The organism is Rhodococcus sp. ACPA4, assembly GCF_002300185.1.
In the GTDB taxonomy this organism is placed as follows: Bacteria; Actinomycetota; Actinomycetes; order Mycobacteriales; family Mycobacteriaceae; genus Rhodococcus_F; species Rhodococcus_F globerula.
In genome coordinates this window covers 2,376,232-2,401,871 of the sequence record NZ_NSDY01000001.1, presented here as the reverse complement: position 1 = coordinate 2,401,871, position 25,640 = coordinate 2,376,232, and the positions used below count along the sequence as shown (strand labels likewise).

The 25,640-nt window shown below is 61.8% G+C and carries 25 protein-coding genes; 20 read left to right on the top strand and 5 right to left on the bottom strand.

The annotated features are described in order from the left end of the window. Nucleotides 1–65: 65 nt before the first annotated feature. From CJ178_RS10830 to CJ178_RS10820, 3 genes are read left to right on the top strand one after another with little or no spacing between them, the layout of a single operon-like run. Entirely contained in the window at nt 66–1,208 is a 1,143-nt protein-coding gene (locus tag CJ178_RS10830; RefSeq protein WP_202026135.1) for an iron-containing alcohol dehydrogenase, read from the top strand. A gap of 10 nt (nt 1,209–1,218) precedes the next feature. Next, nucleotides 1,219–2,604: a MadS family sensor histidine kinase gene (locus CJ178_RS10825; protein WP_257013360.1), complete on the top strand. Its 1,386-nt coding sequence runs from the start codon at nt 1,219–1,221 to the stop codon at nt 2,602–2,604. Next, on the top strand, nt 2,604–3,308 hold the full coding sequence (locus CJ178_RS10820; RefSeq protein ID WP_257013103.1) for a MadR family response regulator transcription factor: 705 nt from the start codon (nt 2,604–2,606) through the stop codon (nt 3,306–3,308). The genes CJ178_RS10825 and CJ178_RS10820 overlap by 1 nt, the downstream gene beginning before the upstream one ends. Here the strand turns inward: CJ178_RS10820 and CJ178_RS10815 are convergent. Continuing rightward, nucleotides 3,305–3,793: a GbsR/MarR family transcriptional regulator gene (locus CJ178_RS10815; protein ID WP_257013102.1), complete on the bottom strand. Its 489-nt coding sequence runs from the start codon at nt 3,791–3,793 to the stop codon at nt 3,305–3,307. The two genes, CJ178_RS10820 and CJ178_RS10815, sit on opposite strands and share 4 nt — an antisense overlap. Before the next feature lie 68 nt (nt 3,794–3,861). Between CJ178_RS10815 and CJ178_RS10810 the strand changes: the two genes are divergently transcribed. Beyond that, on the top strand, nt 3,862–4,797 hold the full coding sequence (locus CJ178_RS10810) for an ABC transporter ATP-binding protein (protein WP_095886679.1): 936 nt from the start codon (nt 3,862–3,864) through the stop codon (nt 4,795–4,797). Further along, nucleotides 4,794–6,458 (top strand): ABC transporter permease, encoded by a 1,665-nt coding sequence (locus CJ178_RS10805; RefSeq protein WP_095887930.1) that lies wholly within the window; start codon nt 4,794–4,796, stop codon nt 6,456–6,458. The genes CJ178_RS10810 and CJ178_RS10805 overlap by 4 nt, the downstream gene beginning before the upstream one ends. Nucleotides 6,459–6,466: 8 nt before the next feature. Here the strand turns inward: CJ178_RS10805 and CJ178_RS10800 are convergent, their stop codons facing one another. Beyond that, nucleotides 6,467–6,937: a MaoC/PaaZ C-terminal domain-containing protein gene (locus tag CJ178_RS10800; protein ID WP_033236484.1), complete on the bottom strand. Its 471-nt coding sequence runs from the start codon at nt 6,935–6,937 to the stop codon at nt 6,467–6,469. A gap of 73 nt (nt 6,938–7,010) precedes the next feature. Between CJ178_RS10800 and CJ178_RS10795 the strand changes: the two genes are divergently transcribed. Next, nucleotides 7,011–7,454 (top strand): DUF6314 family protein, encoded by a 444-nt coding sequence (locus tag CJ178_RS10795; protein ID WP_033236404.1) that lies wholly within the window; start codon nt 7,011–7,013, stop codon nt 7,452–7,454. A gap of 41 nt (nt 7,455–7,495) precedes the next feature. Further along, nucleotides 7,496–7,705, top strand: coding sequence for a DUF4287 domain-containing protein (locus CJ178_RS10790; protein WP_033236403.1), 210 nt, complete (start codon nt 7,496–7,498; stop codon nt 7,703–7,705). A gap of 3 nt (nt 7,706–7,708) precedes the next feature. Here the strand turns inward: CJ178_RS10790 and mftM are convergent, their stop codons facing one another. Continuing rightward, the gene (gene mftM, locus CJ178_RS10785; protein WP_045070894.1) at nt 7,709–8,533 is read right to left on the bottom strand and encodes a mycofactocin oligosaccharide methyltransferase MftM; all 825 of its coding nucleotides are present in this window, start codon (nt 8,531–8,533) and stop codon (nt 7,709–7,711) included. Between the two features lie 11 nt (nt 8,534–8,544). Continuing rightward, nucleotides 8,545–9,144 (bottom strand): mycofactocin system transcriptional regulator, encoded by a 600-nt coding sequence (gene mftR / locus CJ178_RS10780; protein ID WP_095886678.1) that lies wholly within the window; start codon nt 9,142–9,144, stop codon nt 8,545–8,547. 103 nt (nt 9,145–9,247) lie between these two features. Here mftR and mftA point away from each other — a divergent pair, with 103 nt between their 5' ends. The 7 genes from mftA to CJ178_RS10745 all read left to right on the top strand — a co-directional run bounded on the left by mftA (nt 9,248) and on the right by CJ178_RS10745 (nt 16,846). After that, a complete protein-coding gene (gene mftA / locus CJ178_RS10775) occupies nt 9,248–9,343 on the top strand; it encodes a mycofactocin precursor MftA (protein WP_072782308.1) in 96 nt (31 codons plus the stop codon). Continuing rightward, nucleotides 9,328–9,615: a mycofactocin biosynthesis chaperone MftB gene (mftB, locus tag CJ178_RS10770; RefSeq protein ID WP_033236400.1), complete on the top strand. Its 288-nt coding sequence runs from the start codon at nt 9,328–9,330 to the stop codon at nt 9,613–9,615. Before mftA ends, mftB begins: the two co-directional genes overlap by 16 nt. Before the next feature lie 75 nt (nt 9,616–9,690). After that, entirely contained in the window at nt 9,691–10,905 is a 1,215-nt protein-coding gene (gene mftC, locus CJ178_RS10765; RefSeq protein ID WP_033236399.1) for a mycofactocin radical SAM maturase, read from the top strand. Nucleotides 10,906–10,945: 40 nt separating this feature from the next. Continuing rightward, nucleotides 10,946–12,124 (top strand): pre-mycofactocin synthase MftD, encoded by a 1,179-nt coding sequence (gene mftD, locus CJ178_RS10760; RefSeq protein WP_045070891.1) that lies wholly within the window; start codon nt 10,946–10,948, stop codon nt 12,122–12,124. A 26-nt stretch (nt 12,125–12,150) separates the two neighbouring features. Next, nucleotides 12,151–14,079, top strand: coding sequence for a mycofactocin system FadH/OYE family oxidoreductase 1 (locus tag CJ178_RS10755; protein ID WP_095886677.1), 1,929 nt, complete (start codon nt 12,151–12,153; stop codon nt 14,077–14,079). After that, nucleotides 14,076–14,897 (top strand): mycofactocin-coupled SDR family oxidoreductase, encoded by an 822-nt coding sequence (locus CJ178_RS10750; protein WP_045070887.1) that lies wholly within the window; start codon nt 14,076–14,078, stop codon nt 14,895–14,897. Before CJ178_RS10755 ends, CJ178_RS10750 begins: the two co-directional genes overlap by 4 nt. Beyond that, nucleotides 14,897–16,846: a mycofactocin system FadH/OYE family oxidoreductase 2 gene (locus CJ178_RS10745; protein ID WP_095886676.1), complete on the top strand. Its 1,950-nt coding sequence runs from the start codon at nt 14,897–14,899 to the stop codon at nt 16,844–16,846. The genes CJ178_RS10750 and CJ178_RS10745 overlap by 1 nt, the downstream gene beginning before the upstream one ends. A 57-nt stretch (nt 16,847–16,903) precedes the next feature. Here the strand turns inward: CJ178_RS10745 and CJ178_RS10740 are convergent, their stop codons facing one another. Continuing rightward, nucleotides 16,904–18,142, bottom strand: a complete 1,239-nt coding sequence (locus tag CJ178_RS10740) for an HNH endonuclease signature motif containing protein (protein WP_095886675.1) — start codon at nt 18,140–18,142, stop codon at nt 16,904–16,906. A 163-nt stretch (nt 18,143–18,305) separates the two neighbouring features. On the opposite strand from CJ178_RS10740, the gene mftE reads away from it, so the two are divergent. From mftE to CJ178_RS10710, 6 genes are all read left to right on the top strand, one after another. After that, nucleotides 18,306–18,998: a mycofactocin biosynthesis peptidyl-dipeptidase MftE gene (mftE, locus tag CJ178_RS10735; protein WP_095887929.1), complete on the top strand. Its 693-nt coding sequence runs from the start codon at nt 18,306–18,308 to the stop codon at nt 18,996–18,998. Between the two features lie 70 nt (nt 18,999–19,068). Continuing rightward, entirely contained in the window at nt 19,069–20,466 is a 1,398-nt protein-coding gene (gene mftF / locus CJ178_RS10730) for a mycofactocin biosynthesis glycosyltransferase MftF (protein ID WP_095887928.1), read from the top strand. Further along, nucleotides 20,463–21,950: a mycofactocin dehydrogenase MftG gene (gene mftG, locus CJ178_RS10725; protein WP_095886674.1), complete on the top strand. Its 1,488-nt coding sequence runs from the start codon at nt 20,463–20,465 to the stop codon at nt 21,948–21,950. The genes mftF and mftG overlap by 4 nt, the downstream gene beginning before the upstream one ends. A 73-nt stretch (nt 21,951–22,023) precedes the next feature. Beyond that, entirely contained in the window at nt 22,024–23,331 is a 1,308-nt protein-coding gene (locus CJ178_RS10720; RefSeq protein ID WP_033236962.1) for a helix-turn-helix domain-containing protein, read from the top strand. A gap of 142 nt (nt 23,332–23,473) precedes the next feature. Then, entirely contained in the window at nt 23,474–24,997 is a 1,524-nt protein-coding gene (gene adh / locus CJ178_RS10715) for an aldehyde dehydrogenase (RefSeq protein WP_033236961.1), read from the top strand. 58 nt (nt 24,998–25,055) lie between these two features. Continuing rightward, on the top strand, nt 25,056–25,628 hold the full coding sequence (locus CJ178_RS10710; protein WP_033236960.1) for a DUF779 domain-containing protein: 573 nt from the start codon (nt 25,056–25,058) through the stop codon (nt 25,626–25,628). Nucleotides 25,629–25,640: the final 12 nt, after the last annotated feature.

Genomic DNA, 25,640 nt, shown 5'->3' with positions numbered 1-25,640 from the left:
GCCGCCGTGACGCAGGTGAACACCGCCATGACGCAGGTGAACGCCGCCGTGGCACCGCTGCCAGATTGGTGAAGTTCCATGCTCCGGAAATTGTGTTCGGCATCGGTTCCCTGGTCGAGGCCGCTCACGCAACTCTCCGATTCGGCGGTTTTCGCCCCTTTCTCGTCACCGACCCCGGCCTGGTCGAATCGGGATGGGTCAGTGAACTCGAGGCGCACTTGGCGGAGCAGGGGCTGCTGCCGACGGTCTGGGCTGGACTGACTCCCAACCCCAAGGACTACGAGATTGCGGCCGGCTTCGAGGTGTACCAGGAGGGCGAGTGCGACGTCATCATCGCGCTCGGCGGTGGGTCTGTCATCGATGCGGCAAAGGGCGTCGCGGTTCTGGCCGCAAACGGCGGAAACATTCTCGACTACGAGGGGGTCGATCAGGCGACCAAGCCGATTCCGCCCCTGGTGATGGTCCCGACCACGTCGGGTACCGGAGCAGATGTTTCCCAGTTCTGCATAGTCACGGACACCGCTCGGGGTACGAAGATCACGATCATCGGACGAGCGTTGGTTCCCGATGTCACCGTCATCGATCCACGGTTGCTCACAACGATGCCCGAGTGGCTCAATGCGGCAACCGGATTGGATGCGTTGACGCACGGTATCGAGGCTTTCGTATCGCTTGCCCACAATCCGCTCACTGATCATCACGCACTCCGAGCGGTCGGCTTGGTCACCGAGAACCTGGTGCGCACAATTCATGAGCCGATGGAAATGGAAGCGCGATCCGTCATGGCTCAGGCGAGTCTCGAAGCCGGTCTTGCCTTCACCAACGCGATTCTTGGCGCGGCTCATGCGATGAGTCATCAAGTCGGAGGCATGCTGGATCTCCCACATGGCGTCATCAACGGGATATTGCTTCCGCACGTCATTCGTTTCAATTCCACGACCGACGCGGCGCCGTTCGTGGCAATTGCTGCGGCGCTGAACCTTCCGGAGCAACGTGGCAGTGCACAAGAAGCCGCGTTGGCGGTGGCGGATCGCGTCGAGCGGCTTGCCCGAGAGGTCGGTGTCCCGAAGGGTTTGGCGGAGTTGGGTGTTCGGGAGCAGGACTTGAGCCGCCTGGCAAGTTTTGCACTGCGTGATGCGTGCATGTCCACCAATCCGCGTGAAGCCACTCAGGAACAGATGGTGGCCTTGTTCCGGAGCGCGCTGTGAATCGGGCGAGATCATGACCGCAGACCTGTCGAGGCTCACCGGATTACGTTCGGGGAAGAGCACTTTCTATCCGCAGTACCGCGGCGCGGCTGAACGACTCGAGCGCGTCGTGCATGCATTGGAGTTGATTTCGCGGGCGCTGGTGAGAACAGTCGACGGCCCGGAGACGTTGGTCTGTGCTGTTGCCGAGGCCGCGCGTGCACATTTGAGTGCGCAGTGGGTGGTCTTTGCGCTCGCCGACGGCACCTTGCCTGACGCGGGGCCGCGACGGTTGGTTCTCGGACCGGACGCGACTCCATTCCTGGTCGACAACGTCGAGGGTCCACCGCTGCCGGACGACGTCGTGGATTGTCTCAACGACATTCGGTGCGGCAGTATCGAATCGAATTCCGTGGTCGATCCGCACTACGCATTTGTGCCGATCGTGCTCGGGGGTGGTGTGGTCGGCGCCTTTGCGGCCTGGACTCCCCAGAATCGCACGCTCGATTCCACCGACGGCGCAGTTCTCAGCATCTTGGCCAGTCAAACGGCTGTTGCGCTGCAGAATTCGGCTCTGTATCAGCGCGGACAACTCTTGTTGTCGCGTGCCGAAGAGGCATTTGCCGAGGCCAATCGAACTGCCGCCGATCTGGCGGTGCGAAACAGTGAGCTGGAATCGACGCAACGTCAACTCGGGGTGGCGCACCGGCACCAGGTCGTCGACGACGAACGCCATCGCATCGCCCGCGAACTCCACGACAGCGTGACCCAGGCGGTGCTGTCAGCGGGTATGCAGATCGAAGTGTGCCGCAGTGACATTCCCGACGCCGAGCGAAGTGAAAGACTGGATCTGGCAAAGGATCTGACGAGGCGGGCCGTGGAGCAACTGCGCTCGGCGATCTACGCGCTCAACCACTCGTCGGATGAAGGCCGGACCTCGCTACCGGAGATGCTCGAGCAACTCAGCGTGGTCCACATGCCCGACGAGTTGGCCGTAAGTCTTCGTGTCGGCGGCACACCGGCCGAGCTTCCCGGTGAAACCGAACATGCATTGCTGCGGATCGCGGGTGAAGCACTCTTCAATGCGGCTGTTCATGCTCACGCCACTCGGGCGGTTCTCCGGTTGACGTATCGCACGGATACCGTCGTCTTGTCCATCTCGGACGACGGTGACGGAGACCCCGCGCGGATGCGATTGATCCTCAAACTTGCGGCGAGCAACGATCTCGACGGGCGGCACAGGGGCTTGGCCAACATGCAGTCCCGGGCACGCGAATTGGGTGGCACGCTCGATGTTCGTCGCGCGAGGATCGGGGGAGTCCAAGTGTTGGTTCGGGTGCCGCTCGCCGACAAGCCTGACAGTGATACTGAGACCGGCGCCGAAGATACCTGTCCCGCAACCGAGATCGAGGAATGATGACCACAGCACGCCCCGTCTCCGCCGGCCCCGTCGGGCACAGAGATCCTGTCCGGCCCACCGAGAGTCGCGAGGTTGGTATCGTGCTCGTCGACGACCACGCGATACTGCGGCAAGGACTGCGGTCGGTGCTCGAGAGGGAAAACGATCTGCGCATTGTCGGCGAGGCATCGTCATTGCCGGAGGCATTGTCGGTTGTCGATCGGGTGAGCCCCGACATCGTCCTCATGGACCTCAAACTCTCGGCGAGTTCGGACTACGAGGGATTGACGCTGTGCTCGCAGTTGTCCGTGGCGCATCCGAAACTCGGATTACTGGTTCTCACCACATTTCTCGACGACCAACTGGTGGTTCGCGCTGTGCACGCCGGGGCGCGTGGATACGTTGTCAAAGACGTCGACACCACCGAACTGGTCCGGGCAATCCGGGCGGTATCTCGCGGCGAGAGTGCATTCGACTCGCGTAGTGCTTCCGCTGTGGTGCGCTCGTTGAACGGCCAGTCCACAACCAAGGACCGGTTGACGGATCGCGAACTCGAGGTCCTGCGGCTGCTCGCAAATGGATTGTCCAACATCAGGATCGGTGAGAGATTATTCATCTCGCCGACGACGGTGAAGTTTCATGTCAGCAATATCATGCGCAAACTCGAGGTGAGTCGGCGTGCCGAGGCAGTCTACGCGGCCAGCAAACAGGGATTGATCTAGACGCGTGTTGCTCGCCAGTCGGCCAGCATCCGCGGCATCTCCGCGGCCATGAAGTCGAAGAAATCGCGAAGGTCGGCCATCCGGTCGCCGCCACGTGTGCCTTCGCCAAGGACGCGAATGCCCTCTGCTGCTACCTCCGATACCTGGTACAGCGCAGACTGTTTGGTGACAAACGCGTCGGCCCACAGGTCTACACTGACGCGGTAGTGCTGACGCCTTGATCCCGGAACGGCGTCGCGTTCGATCAGGCTGACCTGTAGCAGGTATCGCACCGCGCCGGAAATGGCTGCCGCGCTCACGCCGAGCGCCTCACCGAGATCGCCGGGAGTCGACGACGGCTGATTGCTGGTCATCAAAGCCGCCCAGACGCGTGCCGGCATGGGCGGGAAGCCCATGTCGATCAGCACCAGCGAGAGGCGCTCGACCAACTGCCGGCTCTTGTCGGGATGGTCGGGCGGTTCATGTCGGGCGGTCATGTCGGTCATCGAGGAGTGTCCGATCTTTACGTTTTTCTATCTTCACACATTTGTGAAATCAGCGTACGGTCGAATTCATGGGTGCCGCAGTTTCGGTGAAAGACCTGGTCAAGACGTTCGGACCAACCCGAGCGTTGGACGGTTTGGATCTCGAGGTTTCCGAAGGCGAGATTCACGGATTTCTCGGGCCGAACGGTTCAGGCAAGTCGACCACCATTCGGGTACTGCTCGGCCTGCTGCGTTCGGATTCCGGCGAAGCAACGGTCCTCGGCGGCGATCCGTGGCGTGATTCCGTCGCCCTGCATCGGCGTCTGGCATACGTGCCGGGCGAGGTGAATCTGTGGCCGAATTTGACCGGAGGTGAGGCCATCGACCTACTCGCCGGCCTGCGAGGCGGGATCGATGTGTCTACGCGCGCAGAGTTACTCGATCGTTTCGAACTCGATCCCAGAAAGAAGGCGAGAACATACTCGAAAGGCAATCGGCAGAAAGTGGCACTCGTTGCCGCGTTCGCTTCGGACGTCGAACTTTATGTTCTCGACGAACCGACGTCCGGTCTCGACCCGTTGATGGAGGCGGTTTTCCAGGACTGCGTTCACGAGTTGGCCCATGCCGGGAAGACGGTTTTGCTGTCGAGTCACATTCTGGCAGAGGTGGAAGCGCTGTGCGATCGTGTCAGCATCATCCGTGACGGGCAAACGGTGGAGTCCGGAACGCTATCGGAACTGCGGCATCTGACCCGTACATCGGTATCGGTCACGACGCGCACACCGGTCGCCGGACTCGACGCCTTCGAGGGCACGTACGACGTGCTCGTCGATGGTGATCACGCGAAGTGTGAGGTCGACAGTGTTCGGCTCGGCGCACTGATGGAACACCTTGTCGGCTTCGGGATCGTGGCGCTGACGTCCACACCGCCAACTCTCGAAGAACTGTTCCTTCGTCATTACGGGGACGAACGAGCGAAGGAGAGTTCGGAGCATCTGCGAGCGGAATCGGGGGCGTGGCCGTGACTGCCACGACCAGCCCGGTCGACGTTCACCAAGGTATCCAGTTCACCGGTACATCACGGTTGGTTCGGCTTGCCTTGCGACGCGATCGAATTCAGCTCCCGGTGTGGCTGATTTCGCTGACCGTGTTTCTGATATTTGTCGCTGCCAGCGTGGGTGGACTGTACAGCACTCCGGAGGAATTGCGTTCCGTTGCAGTCGGATCCGCAGTCTCACCAGTGGCGTTGGCCACCAACGGCATCGTGTCGGGATACTCCGAGGGCGCGATTGTTGCCAGCCAGGGCGTTCTGGTGTTTGCGTTGGCAGCGGCATTGATGAGCACGCTGGCGGTGGTGCGCCACACTCGGCAGAACGAGGAGACCGGGCGCGCCGAGATGATCGGTGCGGCGGTTGTCGGTAGGCGTGCGCTACTGACGTCGGCACTTGTTGTCACGATCGGTGCGAATATCGTTCTGGCTCTTGCCAGTGCAATCGGTCTGGTGGCCATCGGGCTTCCGGCGGACGGCTCGCTGGCGCTGGGAGCGGCGATCGGCGGCACCGGTATCGCGTTTGCCGGCGTTGCAGCGGTGGCGGCTCAAATCACCGACGGCGCGCGCACCGCCAACGGTATCGCGGGCGCGGCCATCGGAATTGCGTTCATGCTACGGGCGATCGGCGACGTCGACAGCACCGTTGTCGACGACGGCACCCGCGTGGTCAGTGGGTGGATGTCGTGGCTCTCGCCGATCGGGTGGGCGCAGCAGATACGACCGTACGACGACGACGCCTGGTGGATACTGCTGCTGCTCTTCGGTTTTGCCGTAGTTCACATCGGGATTGCCTTTGTGCTCATCGGTCATCGTGACCAGGGAGCGGGACTGGTCCAGCCGAGGCCGGGGCCACCGGTTGCGGCGCGCTGGTTGCCGTCGGCGTGGGGTCTGGCCTGGCGCATGCAGAGAGTGACGATGTTCTGGTGGCTATTCTCCGTAGTCATTCTCGGATTCTCGTACGGGGCCGTCGGAAACGAGATCGACCAGTTGGTGGGTTCGTCGCAGCAGACTGCTGACCTTTTCGAGCAGCTCGGTGGGGGATCAGCCGCATTGGTCGATTCCTACCTGGCGACCGCGTTGGGTTTCCTGTCGATAGTCATTGCGGCATATGCGGTTCAGAGCATTCTCCGCATGCATGGCGAAGAATCCTCGGGAAGGTTGGAACCGCTGTTGTCCACGGCACTTCCGCGCTGGAAGTGGATGCTTTCGCACGTAAGCACCGTTGTCGGCGGGGTGGTGCTCGCGCACATTCTTGCGGGAGTGTTCACCGGGTTCGCGTTCGGTCTGGTTACCGACGATATCGCGGGCAACACTGTGCGGATGGCAGGCGCGGCGCTGGCCTATCTGCCGGCAGTGCTGGTCGTTCTTGCAGTCGTGGCTTTGGTTTTCGGACTGTTTCCGGCGATTGCGTCGTCGCTGTCCTGGGGTATTTTTGCGGCCTGCATCGTTCTCGGGCAATTCGGCGTGCTGTTCAAGCTTCCCCAAGTAGTCCTGGACCTTTCACCGTTCACTCACGTTCCCACCGCACCCGCCGAAGCCGTGACCGCTTTGCCGCTGGTTGTGTTGACCGCTCTGGCACTAGCTCTCGGTGCGTCGGCGATTGCTGCGTTTGCACGCCGAGACATCCGAATGTAGCGGCTCGGTCACGATGTCGGTCGACAGTGGAGATACGCGTCTGTGACAACCTGGAACATGCGATTACCCTGCGCATCAACCAATTCGGCGGTTGTAGTCACCAGTCCACGCGAGCGCTTGTCGAGTACTACGTCGTCAACGGTGAGCGTGCCGCTCAAGGTGTCGCCGGGACGGAGTGGGCGCAGGAACTGTACGTCGCGCATGGACTTGCCGGCAATGACGTTCCATCGGTCGTAAATGCTTGCGACCACAAGTTTCTGACAAATTGCCAAAGTGTGTACTCCGCTGCCGATCAAGCCGCCGAACACGCCGGATTCGGCGGCCTCTTTGTCGGTGTGGAACCACTGAGGGTCCCATTGCGTCGCAAAGTCGACAATTTCCTGCTCCGAGACCGTGTATGAACTCAACTCCATGATCTGGCCGATCCGAAGATCTTCGGCGTAGACCGAGCGATGGTGAAGGGCGGCAGAATCGTTCATGTTCTTCTGGATCTCCTGCGGGTAGGCCTGTACTCGGAACATACGCCACCTACCGAGCCACTAGAATCGGCAGATGGTCAACGACAAGCACCTCGATCCAAACGCACTGGTAGGGGAGTGGAACTTCGAACGAAGGATCGTCGACCGCCGTGCAGAAGTCACAAAACGCGTCACAGGAACAACCACCATCGAAGATGCCGGTGACGGCCGACTGCGCTGGTACGAAAGCGGGACATTGTTCGACGGCGACCTGGAGTTGCCGGTTTTCCGCACTCTGTTCATCGAGCAGCATGACGGCGAGTGGGCAGTCACCTTCGAGGACGGTCGAGAGTTTCACGACTGGGCACCGGGAGACGACGTCGAGCATCTGTGCGGCGCAGATACATACCGGGGCCGCATCGACATCGATGTCGAGGAAGCCACAACTGATTCGCAGGCTGCGTGGTCGGTCGAGTGGACGGTGACCGGGCCGAGCAAGGACTACACGATGACGACGCACCTCGCGAGATCGTCGTAAATGACGCGCGACGCACGCATGGCGGCTGTAGATTCCGGGTCATGACTGAACCGGTGAAAGGCCCAGCGTCGTATTTTCCGTCGATCGAGAAGAAATACGGACGACCGATCAGCGAGTGGCAGGAGCTGATTCGCAGTTCCGACCTGACAAAGCACATGGAACTGGTCACCTGGCTGAAGTCCGAGCACGGGCTGGGGCACGGACATGCCAATGCTCTAGTGGCGCATACCCTGAAGGAAGATGCCGGCTAGCACTTACCGCGCATCGAGTATCAGCCATCCACCGTGATGTTCGAACACCTCGAACGCCGCGCCGGTTTTCTCGCCAACGGCGCGCAGTGATTCGAGGTCGAAGGTCCGGATGTGCCCGTGGCATGCAGTTGCCTCGTCCTCGAACGGGACGGCGATGACAACACGCTCTCGGGCGATCCGCAGGGCCTGCGCGATCACCTTCTCTCCCACGGCATTGTCGACATGTTCGAGCAGATGAATTGCCGTGACGGTATCCGCACTCTTGTCGGGTGTTGGTACCTCACCGGCGTCGCAGATCAGTGTGTTGATCGTGATACCCAGTTCTGGGGCAACCGCGTCGAGCAGGATCATGGTTCCGGGCAGGATATCCGTCGCAGTGACGTCCATTCCGGCGCCGGCGAGGCGCAACGGCAGGAATCCGAAACACGACCCGAGGTCGAGGACGGAGCCGCGCACGAGTTCGTGTGCTTTCTCGTGGATGGGCGCAAAATCGGCGCTGCCGTCCAGGAGTTCGCGCAGTGAGTTCCGGTAGTAGGTGGTCCATGATTCGAGGGCTCCGTCGACGGTGGAGCGAACCAGTCCCACCATCGTGAGTTCGAATTCGTCCTGCCCGAAGTCGGCGTCCTGGATCGAGGCGGTCACGCCAGCGACGAGCCGTTCGCTGAGGTCGTCCGCAGTCAGGGAATGCCGCACCAGCAGCGTGCCGTCACTGCGATCGAGAGTGAGGGGACCTGACGCCACCCGCTCGACCGTGACGTGGCCGAACGACCATCGCCCGGGTGTCGAGGGCGCAAGTGAATCCATGACCGGTGCGGCGGGTGCTGACATGGTGGGCCTTCCTAGATGCTGATACCGGTGCGCAAGGACTGTGTTCCGGTTCGCAGAAGTTCGGGTAGTTCAAGTGCGTCGTTGGTGAGCCACTGTTCGTAGGCGGCCATCGCGACACCGAGCAGAAGGTAGCCCACAGTCCGCGGACCGTGATCGGTCGGTTCGAGGTTCATTCGCTTGGCAGCGTACTCGGCGACAACCTGGCGCCAGCCTTCGTACATCACCACCGAGTATGCCTGAAGCGTGGGCACGGTGAGGATGAGTTCCATCCGGTTACGGTGCACAGCAGTCTCTTCCGGGGGAAACGTGTTGAACGTCAGTAGTGCGGATTCGAGGGCGTCGACAAGCGGCATGTCCTCGGGCAGCGAATTGAAGTGTTCACGCATCTGAGCCAGATGACCGTCGAAGTCGCCCCATGGCACAGCGTTCTTGGACGGAAAGTAGCGGAAGAACGTCCGGCGAGCGATTCCGGCGGCGTCGGCGATCTGATCGACACTGACCTCGTTGAAGCCGAGCGTGGAAAAGAGTTCGATGCCGACCGTGCTGATTCCCTCCCTGGTAGTGGAGGGGCGACGACCTATCCGAGCGGACGGGTTTTTGCGGCTTCGCATACTTTTTCTGCTCCCAGTCTGTCATTCTGCACTCGATGCCATTACAGTGGTGAACCGAGTCACAGTGAAGTCCCACTCGTGACCACAGATTCAGGAGGAATCCATGTCCGATCGTGACAATAAGGCACTCGACAACGACCTCATCGAAGAATCGCTGGTCGAAGAGGTTTCGATCGACGGCATGTGCGGCGTGTACTGACCGTGCCTGCTTTGAATCTCGATGCGGGGTGGAAACTCCACCCGCAGGTAGCGCTTCGCCCCGAACCTTTCGGGGCGTTGCTCTACCACTTCGGAACGCGCAAGCTCTCGTTCCTGAAGAACACGACCATCGTTGCGGTGGTCAAGGCGTTGCCAGACCATCCTGATGTCCGGTCCGCACTACGTGCGCAAGGCATCGAAGATGACGCGGCTCCCCAATATGCCCGCGCGCTGAGCACTCTCGCCGACTCGCACATGATTGTGCCTGTCTGAGTCGCTCGCTCGCTCCCACGTGCGGAACAGCCCTCTGCACGTTCGCCCGCTTCATTTCTTTGCGAGGACACAGCCATGACCTCAGTTCTTGAACATCCCTCCACACCGGCACCGGTGGGTCGCCTCGTCGATCAGTTCGAACTCGGACTCGACGCCCCCATCTGCCTGACGTGGGAACTTACCTACGCCTGCAACCTGTCCTGCGTGCACTGCCTGTCGTCGTCGGGTCGCCGCGACCCCAACGAGCTGAGCACCGAGCAGTGCAAGGCCATCATCGACGAGCTGCAGCGTATGCAGGTTTTCTACGTCAACATCGGTGGCGGTGAGCCGACCGTGCGTTCCGATTTCTGGGAGCTCGTCGACTACGCGACGGACCACCAGGTCGGCGTGAAGTTCTCCACCAACGGCGTGAAGATCGACAAGAAGGTTGCTGCGCGCCTTGCGGCCAGTGACTACGTCGACGTGCAGATTTCCATCGACGGCGCCACCGCTGAGGTCAATGATGCTGTGCGCGGGCCTGGTTCGTTCGCGATGGCCGAGCGTGCGCTTGCCAACCTGAAGGAAGCCGGCTTCAAGGACGCCAAGATCTCCGTAGTCGTCACGCGGCACAACGTCAGCCAGCTCGACGAGTTCAAGGCTCTCGCGGACAAGTACGACGCGACCCTGCGCATCACTCGCCTGCGTCCTTCGGGCCGCGGCGCCGACGTGTGGGATGATCTGCATCCGCGTCCCGAACAGCAGCGTGAGCTCTACAACTGGCTGGTCGCCAACGGTGAGGGCGTCCTGACGGGCGACTCCTTCTTCCATCTCTCTGCGTTCGGCGATGCACTGCCCGGTTTGAACCTGTGCGGCGCGGGCCGAGTTGTGTGCCTGATCGACCCGGTCGGCGACGTCTACGCATGCCCGTTCGCGATTCACGATCAGTTCCTCGCCGGCAACATCGTGAAAGACGGTGGCTTCCAGCATGTCTGGCAGCACTCGGACCTGTTCCAGGAACTGCGTTCGCCGCAGACCGGTGGCGCGTGCAGCAAGTGCAACCACTACGACTCCTGCCGCGGCGGCTGCATGGCAGCCAAGTTCTTCACCGGCCTGCCGATGGACGGACCCGATCCCGAATGCGTCATCGGAAACGGTGAAATGGCGTTGGCCGGCGCGGGAGAGATCCCCAAGTCCAGCGTCGACCACTCACGATCCGGTCAACGTAAGACCCCGCGCGCATCGGTGCCCTTGACACTGATGATGCGTCCCCCCGCCAAGATTTGTGACGAAAACCCGCTAGCGGGAATGTAAGTAGCTTTCCGGGCTACTTGCGATACGAGAGGTTTGATTGATGGCAAAGAACGCATTCTTCGAGACCGTCGCTGAAGCACAGCGACGTGCGCAGAAGAGGCTGCCCAAGTCCGTGTATGCGGCGCTGGTGGCCGGATCCGAAAAGGGTCTGACCGTCGACGACAATGTCGCGGCATACAGCGAACTGGGTTTCGCTCCGCATGCGGCCGGATTGCCGAACGAGCGGAACATGGCCACCACCATTATGGGGCAGGACATTTCGCTTCCGGTGATGATCTCGCCGACCGGTGTGCAGGCAGTGCACCCCGACGGTGAGGTGGCGGTTGCACGGGCCGCTGCGGCGCGGGGAACGGCCATCGGCCTGAGTTCTTTTGCCAGCAAGTCCATCGAAGAGGTCGCTGCGGCCAACCCGCAGGTGTTCTTCCAGATGTACTGGGTCGGTAGCCGCGACGTGCTCCTACAGCGTATGGAGCGCGCTCGCGCTGCCGGCGCCAAGGGCCTGATCATCACCACCGACTGGTCCTTCTCGTACGGCCGTGACTGGGGCAGCCCGTCCATCCCCGAAAAGATGGACCTCAAAGCCATGTTCCAGTTCGCGCCCGAAGGCATCATGCGCCCGAAGTGGTTGTTGGAGTTCGCCAAGACCGGCAAGATCCCGGATCTGACAACACCCAACCTCGCGGCTCCCGGCCAGCCGGCACCGACGTTCTTCGGCGCGTACGGCGAGTGGATGCAGACTCCGCTTCCGACGTGGGAAGACATCGCCTGGCTGCGTGAGCAGTGGGGTGGCCCGTTCATGCTCAAGGGCATCATGCGTATCGACGACGCCAAGCGTGCAGTCGACGCCGGTGTCTCCGCGATCTCCGTCTCCAACCACGGTGGCAACAACCTCGACGGCACCCCGGCGCCGATCCGTGTGCTCCCGGGTATCGCCGAAGCTGTTGGCGATCAGGTGGAAGTTGTTCTCGACGGCGGCATCCGACGCGGCGGCGATGTCGTCAAGGCTCTTGCGCTCGGCGCCAAGGCAGTCATGCTCGGCCGCGCGTACCTGTGGGGCCTCTCGGCAAACGGCCAGGCCGGTGTCGAGAACGTACTCGACCTCATGCGTATGGGCATCGACTCGGGCCTCATGGGTCTCGGCCATTCGTCCATCACCGAGCTCAGCAAGGATGACCTGGTCATTCCGGAAGGCTTCACCCGCACGCTGGGCGCGAGCTGAACCTCTGGCTCTGATCGAGCTGTGAGTTGAGCCTTCACGAACACACAACCCTGGCCGGACACCATGTCCGGTCCAGGGTTGTTTTCGGTCCGCACGAGACCAATCTTGCTGTGGGAAGAGTTTTCTCGGATCGGCACCGCGCGTACTACCAGCGCCGCGCCGAGGGCGGAGCCGGGATCGTAGTCACCGAAACGGCGTCGGTTCTGGAGAACGACTGGCCATACGAGCGTGCGCCGCTGGCATCTCGGTGTGGGCCGGGTTGGCGAGCGATCTCATCGGCATGCGCGCCGCACGGCACCCTGGTCCTCGCGAGCCTGGGGCACACCGGGATGCAGGGATCGAGCGCCTACTCGCAGTCGGTTCTGTGGGGGCCGTCGAGGGTCGCTGATCCGGTGACACGCGAGTTGCCGATGATGATGGAACAGAACGACATCGATGCTGTGGTCGAGGGTTTCCGTACATCGGCAGCGCTTGCGGTGAACTCCGGGATGGACGGCATCGAGATAGATGCCGGCCCGCGAAGCATTCTGCGGCAGTTCCTTTCGGGGTTGACCAATACGCGCGCAGACAGGTACGGACGTGATCGGCTGACGCTGCTGCGGGAAGTCCTGCACGCAGTTCGCGGCTCTGTCAGTGCGAACCGTGTGGTTTCCCTGCGGTTGTCGTGCGACGAGCAGGCGCCGTGGGCGGGTGTCACACCAGAGCTCGCGGTCGGGTATGCCAGTGAACTCGAGCGGTATCTCGATCTGCTGGTTGTGGTGCGCGGCGGTCTCTACTCGACCGCGGGGTATCGTCCGGACTTTCACGCAGAACCGAACTTCAATCGTGAACTGTGCCGAACCGTCAAGGCCGCAGTTTCGATTCCGGTTGTGTTGCAGGGGAGCGTCGTCGACATCGCGGACGCCCATGACGCGCTCGAGCATGTGGATTTTGTGGAAATGACCCGAGCGCAGATCGCCGACCCGGACCTGGTGGTGAAGTCAGCCCGCGGAGATCAGCCGCGTCCGTGCGTTCTGTGCAATCAAACGTGCCTCGTGCGCGATCCGCGTAATCCTGTGGTGACGTGCGTCGGAAATCCGAGTGCCGGATTCGAGACCATAGATCCTGATGAGCGCGAGCAGGATTCGATTACCGGCCCGGTGCTGGTAGTCGGGGGCGGACCTGCGGGATTGGAAGCTGCACGAATCCTGGCCGGGCGCGGCGCGGCCGTCACCGTTGCAGAACAATCGTCACGGTTCGGCGGGATGATTCGAACCTTTGCGCAGGGGAAGGGGCGCAGTCGATTTTCCTTGCTTGCGCAGTGGCTCGAAGACGAATGCCGTCGCAGCGGCGTCACCATGCTGACCGAGTACACAGTCAGCTCGCCGGAGATCGACGACGCACGAGGCCGTGGTGGCGTGGTGATCGCGTCGGGCAGTATTCCCAGGCCGCCGACGTACTCCGTGGACACATCCGTGCTCTGGATGGACGCGGCGCAGGCGCAGAGGCTTGGCGGCGATTCGATCAAAGGCCCTGTTGTTCTTGTGGATCCGTTGGGTGGGCCGATAGGTGTTGCAGTTGCAGAGGAATTGGCACTGTGCGGACTCGAGGTCTCGATCGTCACACCTGACACAATCGTCGGTTCCCGGTTGGGAATGAGCGGCGACCTTGTCGGCGCGAACACCAGACTTCAGCAGGCTGGCGTGAACCGTATCTGCTCCTCGCGGGTACGTACGGTTGTCGACGGCTGTGTGCACGTCGAGAACGTCTACACGGATGTTGCTGCAGGAATCCGGTGCGCGACCGTGATCGACTGCTCGCCTCGATTGCCTGACAGCTCCCTGCGCTATTTGGCAGGTACCGGTGTCGGCGACACGATTGCTCCGAGAACTGTTCTCGAATCCATCCACGAAGGGCGCCGCGCAGGGTTTACTACTGGAACAGGTTTCAATTCCGTGGAGAGGATCGATTCATGACCCAGGTACGTTCACTCGAAGGCCGTGTTGCATTCATTACCGGCGCGGCGCGTGGTCAGGGCCGCTCACACGCAATTCGCTTGGCCAGGGAGGGCGCGTCGATCATTGCGATCGACGTCTGCAGTGCTGTTGCCGAGCACAACACCTACGACGCAGCGACCCCGGAAGACTTCACTGAGACCGTCCGCCTGGTCGAGGCCGAGGGTGGCAAGATCCTCGCGCGTGAGGCTGACGTTCGAGACAGTGCCGCGCTCGCTGCTGTGGTGAAGGACGGTGTCGAGCAGTTCGGTCGACTCGACATCGTGGTGGCCAATGCGGGCGTCTGCAACTGGAATCGATTCTGGGAGATGTCGGACGAGCAGTGGGAAACCCTCATCGACATCAACCTCACCGGTGTGTGGAAAACGCTCAAAGCGGCCGTGCCGTCCATCATCGAGGGTGGGCGTGGTGGTTCGATCGTCGTGATCAGTTCGGTCGCCGGACTGAAGGCGATGCCCGGTCAGGCGCACTACGGAAGCGCAAAGTTCGGTTTGGTCGGTCTCACTCAGGCGGCGGCAAAGGAACTGGGGGAGTACAGGATTCGCGTCAACTCCATCCATCCGTACGGGGTCAATACCCCGATGGGTGTTGATCAGGGCGCTCTCGCCGTGTTCCAGAACTACCCGCAATACCTCCCGAACTTCACCCCCATTCTCACGGAGACGGCTTTTGCCGAGCCCGACGAGATCTCCGATACCGTCGTGTGGTTGGCCGGTGACGGTTCACGCACCGTGACGGCAAGCCACATCGCTCTTGATCAAGGTAACTCCAAGGTCTGATGACGCCATATCCTCGCCTCTTCGAGCCAATGCGCCTGCGCGATTTCACCCTGCGTAACCGGGTGGTGTTCTCTGCGCACCTGACCAACTATGCAGAGAACGGGTTGCCGACGGCGCAGCATGCCGCGTATTACGAGGCGAGGGCGCGAGGTGGCGCCGGCTTGATCATCAGTGAGGAACATTCGACTCATCCGTCGGATCGACCGTACGAGAAGATGATCGCCGGATACAGGCCCGAGGTGGTCGAGGGCTATCGCCGGATCACCGATGCCGTGCATGCGCACGGGTCGGTGATCCTCGCTCAGATCAATCACAATGGAGGACAGGGCGCCGGAACGTATTCGAGGCTCCCGCTCTGGGCGCCCAGTGCTATAGCCGATCCACTGTTCCGGGAAGTCCCCAAAGCTGTTGACGACGGCGATATCGCGGAGATCCTCGACGGTTTTTCGCTGGTCGCGCGCAACTGTATCTCCGGCGGGTTCGACGGCGTGGAATTGCAGGCGTCGCAGTCGTCGATTGTCCGAGCATTTCTGGCGCGGTCGACAAACCAGCGAACGGATCGGTACGGCGGTGCTACTGAGAACCGTGCCCAGTTCCTCCTGGAAGTGTTGCGAGTTCTTCGCCGCGCCATCGGCCCTGATCGAATTCTCGGAGTTCGTCTGAGCGGTTACGAAGGAACCAGCGGTGGTATCGAGTTGCCTGACGCGGTCCTGACTGCGCAGCTGGTGGAAGCCGACGGTCAGGTCGACTACATCAACACCGCTATCGGCATGGCCACAGAGACTTTGCATTTGATCGAGGCATCGATGGCGGTGCCGAAAGGTTACGCGAACTTCATTCCATCGGCGATCAAGGAAGTGGTGTCACTTCCCGTGATCGGTGTCGGCCGATTCAAGTCACCGGAACAGGCTGAGCAGGCGTTGGACGAAGGTCTGTGCGATCTAGTGGGGGTAGTGCGTGGTCAGATCGCAGACCCGGATTTTGTGAACAAGGCACGCGCGGGCAAGCCCTCGCAGGTGCGAACCTGCCTGTCCTGCAACCAGGAATGCGTCGGACGGATGGGGCTCAACCGTTGGTTGGGTTGCACGGAGAACCCGCGGGCCGGACGAGAGTCCGTTGCTTTGCCCCGGCCGCGGTTGCAGGGCCGCAGCGTAGTTGTTGTCGGCGGCGGGCCGGCTGGTCTGCAGGCAGCGGCTACCGCCGCGCAGCGTGGGCATCGGGTGACGCTGTTCGAGCGCGACGCCGTTCTTGGTGGGCAGATCCGTACTGCCTGCGTGATGCCTGCTCGCCGGGAACTGGGTGATCTGATCCGAAACCTCGAATCCGAATGCCGCAGAGACGGAGTCGCCATCGAACTCGATACTGAAGTGACAGCGGAGAGGCTGATCGAGTTGGCCCCGGATGTGGTGGTGGTGGCGACGGGAGCAAAGCCGGTGCGCCCGGTGTGGGCGGGCGACCTGCGCAGAGTTGTGGGTGTTCGCGACGTGCTCGACGGGAAGGTGCTGCCGAGCGGTTCCGTATTGGTGTTTGACGAACTGGGATTCCACCAGGGCGCGTCGGTGGCGGAGTTCCTCGCAGATCGCGGGTGCGCCGTCACGATCGCCACCAACGGGATGGTTGTGGCCCAAGATTTGAGTATCACTTTGGATTTCGAAGGCTGGAACCGTCGGGCGCATGAGAAGTCGATAGTTCAGCGTACGGATCTGATGGTGACCGCGGTGCACGGCGAAGGTCCAGTGAGTGTCGAACTGGTGCACCATCCGACAGGAGTGTCCGAGTCTATTGCTGCGGACTGGGTGGTGTTTGCGACGCAGCAGGAGCCGGTGGATGAACTGTGGAATGCGCTGCATGGCAGTTCCTTCGAGGTCTACCGAATTGGTGATGCTCTGTCGCCGAGGCGTTCGCACAGTGCCGTCATTGAAGGTCACAGGGTTGCAGTGAGCCTCTAATCGCACGCAGGCGTGTGCACCGGGGCGTGTTTGATCCCCGGTGCACATGGTGGTTGCTCAGGCTGCTGTTGGTGGTGTGTTCCCGGGAACGGGAACTTGGTACGGATCCACGGACATCGGTGGATAGAACCGGGTTTTTCGGTCGTCTCCGATGTCGACTCGCCACTCGGTGTGATGCATCATCCGATGGTGGTGACCGCATAACAAGATCAAATTATCGAGATCCGTGGGGCCGTCATCGAGCCAGTGGATCAGATGGTGGGCGTCGCACCAGCCCGGTGGAGTGCCGCAACCGGGGAAGGCGCATCCGCCGTCTCGCACCGTCAGGGCCCGCCGCTGCGGGACGCTGGCAAGGCGTGCCTTCATGCCGTGATTGAGCGGAACACCGTTGCTATCGAGAAGGATTCGGGTGACCTCGCAGTCGCAGGCCAGCATGCGGGCGGTGTCGAGGCTGATGGGGCCGGCCCAGTTGGTGATCGCGTACCCGAGTTCCTCGGTGGAAGGCAACATGTCTTTGAGGGCCTGAAGATCGGTCATGTCTTTTGCGGTGGCGGTGATCGTCAGGTGGGGTTTCACGCCGCCTTCGACGGGACCGAGACCCGCGGCTTCGTAGCGGCGCAGCATTTCACAGAACCCATCGGCGCGTCGAAGTGCCGGGGTGCGTTCGTCTTTCACACCGTTCTTCTCCGGCGTGGGCGCCGAGAGGGCAGACAGTAATGCGATGAGACGGGCACCGTTGACGGCGTCGAGGTCACCTTTCACGCAAACTCGCCCGTACAGTCCGCGGGAGGCGTAGAACTCGTTGAGCTCGGAGTCTTCACCGGCCGGCACTCCGTCGGTGCGGTTGCCGTACTGCTTCTGGATCCGCCGGATCGCGGCGCGGACGGAATCGCAGTCGGTGACCTTTTTCGAGGCGAGGGTGAGGAGGATGTCGCGGGCTTTCTCGACGTCGGCGAGGTTCATGTTCTTGGGCGGGTGCTGGCAGAAGTGGGCGACCTGACGCGCTTTCAACGCGTCGATATCACCGTCGTGAAAGGATTGTCCGACAACAGGTTCGAGCATGAACAACCGCGCCAGGCCCACCAACTGGCTGCATTCACCGATCTCGAGGTTGGTGGACAGGTGCAGCCACTGTGCGATAGCGCGGAATCCTTTGCCGCCGAGGGTGTCGCGGGTGAACATTTCCGTGATCATCACAACCATGCGGGACTGCATCTCGTGTCGGGCGCGAGCGAGGTCGAGTACCTCGGTCTTGAGGCCCTCGCCGTCGTATTGCCACGCTTCCCGACTGTCCATGGGCCAATTCTAATCGAACAGGATTTCGATTCCTAGGGACATATCGGACATTCCCGTCAATATTCTCTCGAGACATGTTGACTTGCAATAATATTCGATACATTGATACAAATCGGCCATGTGCGCTGCCCACGCTCGAACGGCCGACGAATATGATCTCATCATGACCGAAACCCGTGAACTGTCCGCTATCCCGAGCCCAGGGCTCGAGGGGTCTGCGCACACCGTCGTGGTTCCGGTCGGTTCTTTCGAGCAGCATGGCCCGCACTTGCCGCTGGACACCGATACCCGAATTGCGAGAGCGGTGTCGAACGAGCTTCCCGGCGCCGTGGTTGCCCCGGCCCTCGAGTACGGAGCGAGCGGGGAGCACGAGGGTTTTGCCGGGACGATTTCCATCGGCGCCGAGGTCATGGAAATGGTGGTTGTCGAGTACGGACGGTCGGCATTCCGGTGGGCGAAGCGGGTGCTGTTCGTCAACGGTCATGGTGGAAACGGTCCGGCGTTGGCAAAGGCTGTGGCGCTGTTGCGATACGAAGGCCGGGATGCAGCTTGGGTGCCTTGTGCGGTTCCGGGGGCGGACGCCCATGCGGGCAAGACAGAAACCAGCCTCTTACTGCACCTTTCGCCGGAATGTGTGGATATGAACCTGGCGGAGGTAGGAAATATTTCTCCTATCTCAGACCTGATGCCAGGATTGCGTTCGGGCGGTATGGTCGCTGTGTCGGATAACGGTGTTCTGGGTGATCCAGTTCAGGCAAGTGCCGTGGACGGCGCGCACATTTTCGACGAGTTGGTGCAACGTGTGACGGATGGACTGGCCCGGTGGAGTCCGGGCCCGGATGGGAGGCTTCGGTGATGGTTGTTACCGATGGGGGGCGGGCGATCTACCCGAACCGATTCGCGGTGTTTTCCCTGACGATCGCCTGATGCGACCCGCACGACTCCCCGACGGCTTCGGCATTCGGTTGGATCCCAAAGTTCGCACGTACTCGGGTGGCCGCGTGCTCATCGGCGGTTCGCCGACGCGCATGCTCAAACTGGCTCCGACAGCAGCGGCGATGATCGGCGACGGCTTCCTCGAGGTTGTCGACCACCAGAGCGCCGCGGTGGCGCGCCATTTGCTCGATTCGGGCGTCGCGAATCCTCGGCCCATGTCGACGCCGTCGGCGGCTGACGTCACTGTCGTGATTCCGGTCAAGGACAACGTTGCCGGCATCGAGCGGTTGTTGCCGGTGCTCAAGGATCTGGCGGTGATCGTTGTCGACGACGGGTCCGACGTTCCTCTCGATCCGCGGCGGGACTACCCGGGTACGGGAACTGTCACTGTTGTCCGGCACGAGTACGCGCGTGGTCCCTCGTCGGCCCGTAATACGGGATTGCGTTCGGCACAAACATGTTTCGTGGCGTTCCTCGACTCCGACGTCATTCCGCGAGCAGGCTGGCTCGAGCTGATGCTAGGGCACTTCAGTGATCCTGGTGTGGCGCTGGTAGCGCCGCGAATTGTGGCCCTCGATCCTTACGGGACGTCACTGGCTCGGTATGAAAGTATGCGTTCCTCCCTGGATCTCGGGCGGAAGGAAGCCGCCGTCAAGTCCGGCAGTCCGGTGTCGTACGTACCCAGTGCGGCCATGATCGTGCGGCGCGACGTGGCTCTGGACTGCGAGGGATTCGACGAAAACCTCGAGGTGGCCGAGGACGTCGATTTCTGTTGGCGCCTGCAGTCAGCCGGTTGGCGACTGCGCTACGAACCGGTTGCCAATGTCGCCCATGACCATCGGGTTCAGTTCGGCAAATGGTTCAGCAGACGAGCTTTCTACGGAACCGGCGCTGCGCCGTTGGCTGCACGCCATCCGGGTTCGGTGCCGCCCATGGCGATGTCGGTCTCGACGCTGTTCGCGTGTGTTGCGGCAGCAACGCTCACCAAGTCGGGGTTGGCCGGAGCGCTCGGCGCTTTGCTGTTCACCGTGTTCCGGTTGCGGAAGATGTTCACTGGTCTGACGCAGCCGACGCGCATCGCGGCGATTCTCACTGCCCAAGGATTTGTGGGCGGGTTCTGGCAATTGGCGTCGGCGATGTGCCGTCACTATTGGCCGGTGACGCTGTTGGCGGTGATCAGCTCACGCAAGATCCGGCGATTGGCGATTGCCGCGGCCGTCAGTGAAGGGCTGGTGGACTGGTATCGGCACCGCGAGTCAGGTGGTTTGGGTCCGGTTCGGTACGTGTTGTTCAAACGGGCCGACGACGTCGCGTACGGATTCGGCCTGTGGCGTGGTGCGATCGAGGCGCGCGACCTGGCGGCATTGAAGCCCCGAATCACCAAGTGAGCGTTCCGGATCGCGCAGACTTCGTGGTGGTCGGTGGCGGCACCACGGGCTGTGTGGTCGCGGCGAGACTCAGCGAGGACCCGGCCGCGCAGGTGCTTCTTCTCGAGGCAGGAAGTGGATATCGTTCGACGGTTGATCTTCCGGGTGTCCTCGATGATCCGTATTTGCTCCCGGTGGGACCGGCTAGTGAACACACCTGGACGTATCCGGTCGAATTGACGCCAAGTCGACGTGCCACCGTCTCGCGTGGGCGAACTCTCGGTGGGAGCGGCGCGGTAAATGGTGCGTACTTCGCGAGGGCCACGCGCACAGATTTTGACCTCTGGCCCGATTCCTGGAGTTACGAGAAGGTGCTGCCGTACTTCCGGAAGTCGGAGACCGATCACGATTTCGGCGGGCCGTATCACGGTGACAATGGTCCAATTCCGGTGCGTCGGCGCCAAGTCGACGACATGCATCCATTCAGCAGTCGGTTCCATGACGCGGCACTTGCAGCGGGTTTCCCCGAGGACGCCGACAAGAATGCGCCGGATTCGAACGGCGTCGGCCCGGTCCCGTTGAATATCTCGGACCACCGTCGTATCAGTAGTGCGGTCGGCTACCTGTTGCCGGCGATGGGGCGTCGTAATCTCACCGTCGATGTCGGTGTCACCGTGCTGCGGATCGTGTTCTCCGGGACGCGGGCGGTGGGCGTCGATGTCCTCGACGGCACAGCGTTGCGGCGCATCCGCGGGCGCCACATCGTGGTGTGCTCCGGCGCGGTTGCCACGCCGCTCCTGCTCCTCAATTCCGGCGTCGGATCGGCTGATCAGCTTGTGGCTCATGATGTTCCGGTGGTGGTCGACCTTCCGGGCGTGGGGCAGGGTTTTGTCGATCACCCGGAAGTGCTGCTGCCTTACCGGTATTCGGTTCCGGAGGCATTGCGGCCGCAGACCCCGGTGCTGGAAATGGCTCTGAACGACGCGGACCTCGAAATACGTCCGTACACAGCGTCGTTCACAGATTTGGTACCCGGAATTCCACAGATGGATCATGGGATCGGAGTGGTGCTGATGGCTCCGCGCAGCCGCGGAACCGTCGAGCTCGATCCGAAGGCGCCCGGTGGATCGCCGCGGATTCGATACAACTACGTCGACTCAGCGCACGATCGTCGAGTCCTCCGGCGGGGAATGCAGATCGCGGAGGACCTGCTCGAAACCATTGCGAAGACCGGGATGATCCGGCGGCCCGAGATCGAATATTCGGACGAGTGGATCGAATCGCGGTTGGGCACGTCGCTGCACATGTCGGGAAGTTGCGTCATGGGTTCGGAGTTCGATCCGGATGCGGTTGTCAACGATCGATGCAGTGTCCTCGGCGTCGAGGCACTCAGTATTGTCGACACATCGATCATGCCGGTGATTCCCACTCGCGGTCCCCATGCAACTGCGGTGATGCTGGCTGAACGAGCAAGTGAACTGGTGCGTGACGCTGCGCGGGCGTGAAGAGCAACCGACCATCTTCACCATTGTGATGTGATCGGCACTACAGTGGCAGGGGAGCGGAGGAACGCAGAATATGGCACGTGAACAGGCTGTGTACGGCAACCCGTGGGTAGCAGTGCGGCCCGGAGATGACGTAGCGGTGCTGGCACGTCGACTGTCGAGTGCCCATCAATCCTTTATCGACGCCCACGACGGGGCTGCAATAGCGGACGATTCGCGCGTGCGGTCCGTTGTGCTCGAATCCTGGATGCGTAGTCGAAACAAGGGCGTCGATCCTGACGTCGTCGGTGCTCCGGAGATGCTCGAGGGGCTGGATCTCGAGAGTTATCGCTCGTCCCATCCCATGTCTCTCATCCGGCCGGTGGTTCGAAAACTGCTGGTAGAGGATGCAGCGGATACAGGCCTGCTGATCGCGATCAGCGACGCACACGGTCGGTTGCTCTGGGTGGAGGGCGACAGTGCCGCCAAGGACCGGGCACTGTCGATGAATTTTGTCGAAGGCGCCGACTGGAGTGAAGACCGCGTCGGCACCAATGCTCCGGGGACGGCACTCGCGCTCGATCATTCGGTGCAGATTTTCGGTTCGGAGCATTTCAACCGCACCGTGCACGACTGGAGTTGTTCGGCCGCGCCTGTCCACGATCCCACCACCGGACAGATTCTCGGCGCCATCGACATCACCGGTGGACCTCGGGTTGCCGTCCCGGAAGTGTTGTCGTTGATTCGTGCAACGGTGGCCGCCGCCGAATCGGAACTGCGGTTCCACCTGCTCAACTCGCCGATTCCGCTCACTGCCTCAGCTCCGAGGCTGGAGACGTTCGGCGGCGGACGGCCGACTCTCGTACGTGGCGGTGAGCGAATTCCGGTCTCACAACGTCACGCCGAGATCCTGCTTCTGCTCGCGGAACATCCGGAAGGGCTCAGCGCCGATCACCTTGCGGTTCTCCTCGACGAAGGTGAATTGGACGGTGTCACTGTTCGCGCCGAGATGTCTCGCCTTCGTAAGGTTTTCGGCGCCGATCGGTTGGCGTCGAGGCCCTATCGCATCATTACCGAGTTCGCCACCGACGTCGACGACGTCCGCAAGGCTCTGGATCGCGGTGACGCAGCGACGGCCTTGCGCTTGTATTCCGGCCCGGTCCTGAGTGGATCCACCGCTCCGGGCATCGACGCAATCCGGGACGAACTGCGCACTCGGGTTCAGGCCGCGCTTCTTCGCGGCGGCGACGCCAACCTTCTCGCCAAGTGGACCACGTCGGTCCATGGCCGGGAGGATTCGGTCGTCTGGGAGGCGTATCTGTCGACACTCGACCCGAAATCTGCACTGTATTCGCAGGTCAAGGCAAAAATTGATCTTCTGGACCGGCAACTCGGCCTCTGAGGAACGGGCGCGTTGCACCGACGCAACGTAGTTGCAACGTTGCAACTCCTAGTGTTGTGAATCACACCCCACCGGGGGTGGGACTGCAGTCACCGATCTCGGGACTGTGCCCAGGAAGATCACGTTTACATAGGAGCTTGCAATGACCGTGTACGCCCGCCCAGGTACCGCCGACGCGATCATGTCCTTCCAGTCTCGATACGACAACTGGATCGGCAACGAATGGGTTGCTCCGGTCAAGGGTCAGTACTTCGAGAATCCGACGCCGGTGACCGGACAGAACTTCTGCGACGTGGCACGTTCCACCGCGGAAGACATCGAGCTCGCTCTCGACGCAGCACACGCGGCGGCACCGGCCTGGGGCAAGACCTCTGTTGCCGAGCGCGCAATCATCTTGAACAAGATCGCCGATCGTATGGAGGAGAACCTCGAATCCATCGCGCTTGCCGAGTCCTGGGACAACGGCAAGCCGATTCGTGAAACCCTCAACGCGGACATCCCGCTTGCCATCGACCACTTCCGCTACTTCGCGGGAGCGATTCGCGCACAGGAAGGTTCGCTCTCGGAGATCAACTCCGACACCGTGGCGTACCACTTCCACGAGCCGCTCGGTGTAGTCGGTCAGATCATTCCGTGGAACTTCCCGATCCTCATGGCCGTGTGGAAGCTGGCTCCCGCACTTGCGGCCGGAAATGCCATCGTCCTCAAGCCTGCCGAGCAGACGCCCGTCTCGATCCTGCACCTCATCGGCATCATCGGTGACCTGCTGCCTGCCGGTGTTCTCAACATCGTCAACGGATTCGGCGTCGAGGCCGGCAAGCCGCTCGCATCGAGCCCGCGCATCAAGAAGATCGCGTTTACCGGTGAAACCACCACCGGACGCCTGATCATGCAGTACGCGTCGCAGAACCTGATCCCGGTCACCCTCGAACTCGGTGGCAAGAGCCCCAACATCTTCTTCTCCGACGTGCTCGCCGCTAACGACGACTACCAGGACAAGGCGCTCGAAGGCTTCACGATGTTCGCGCTCAACCAGGGCGAGGTCTGCACGTGCCCGTCGCGTTCGTTGATCCAGGAAGATATTTTCGACGACTTCCTCGCAATGGCTGCAATCCGCACCAAGGCTGTGCGCCAAGGTGATCCGCTCGATACCGACACCATGATCGGCGCGCAGGCCAGCAACGATCAGCTCGAGAAGATCCTGTCCTACATCGAGATCGGCAAGGCCGAAGGCGCCAAGGTCATCACCGGCGGCGAGCGGGCTCAACTGGGCGGCGACCTCTCCGGCGGCTACTACGTGCAGCCGACGGTCTTCACCGGCAACAACAAGATGCGCATCTTCCAGGAAGAGATCTTCGGCCCGGTCGTATCCGTCACGTCCTTCAAGGATTACGACGAGGCCATCGAACTTGCCAACGACACTCTCTACGGTCTCGGCGCCGGCGTCTGGTCGCGTGATGGTGGAGTTGCCTACCGTGCGGGCCGTGACATCCAGGCCGGCCGAGTGTGGACCAACACGTACCACCAGTACCCGGCACATGCCGCCTTCGGTGGATACAAGCAGTCCGGTATCGGTCGCGAGAACCACCTGATGATGCTCTCGCACTACCAGCAGACCAAGAACCTCCTGGTCAGCTACGCGCAGAAGGCTCAGGGATTCTTCTGATCCTCGCTTCGCGCACCAGGTAAAGACAACACGAGAATACGAACACACGGAGGCTGGAATGGACGCTACTGATGTCACCGCAACTGATGACACGGCAGGCGTCGTTCCACCCCGTCTCGTGACTACCGCTGGGGCGGCTGATCTTCTGCGCCGCCTCAGCGGAAACCACGGCGAACTGATGATGCACCAATCCGGTGGATGCTGCGACGGCAGCGCACCGATGTGTTATCCCGCAGGCGAGTTCATCGTCGGTGACCGTGACGTACTGCTCGGCGTCATCGATCTGCGGCTTGGGGTCGGTGAGGTTCCGGTCGACCTGCCCGCGGGTACGGATGCCGTTCAGGTCTGGATTTCCGGATCCCAATTCGAAGCGTGGAAGCATACCCAGCTGGTTCTGGACGTTGTGCCCGGTCGTGGCAGCGGTTTCAGTCTGGAGTCTCCTGAAGGGTTCCGATTCCTCAGTCGAGCACGGGCTTTCACGCAGCAAGAGAACGATGCGCTCAACTCGTCCGCGATCTTGGTCGGCGCGCAGTGGGAGGCCGGGGTGCGTCCCCTTCCGCCAACAGTTCCTCAGGTTGTCGCCGAAGCGGTGGACGCTTGCCCAGTTCCGGGCATGGCCGGCCGAGCCTGAGCGTTTTACAGT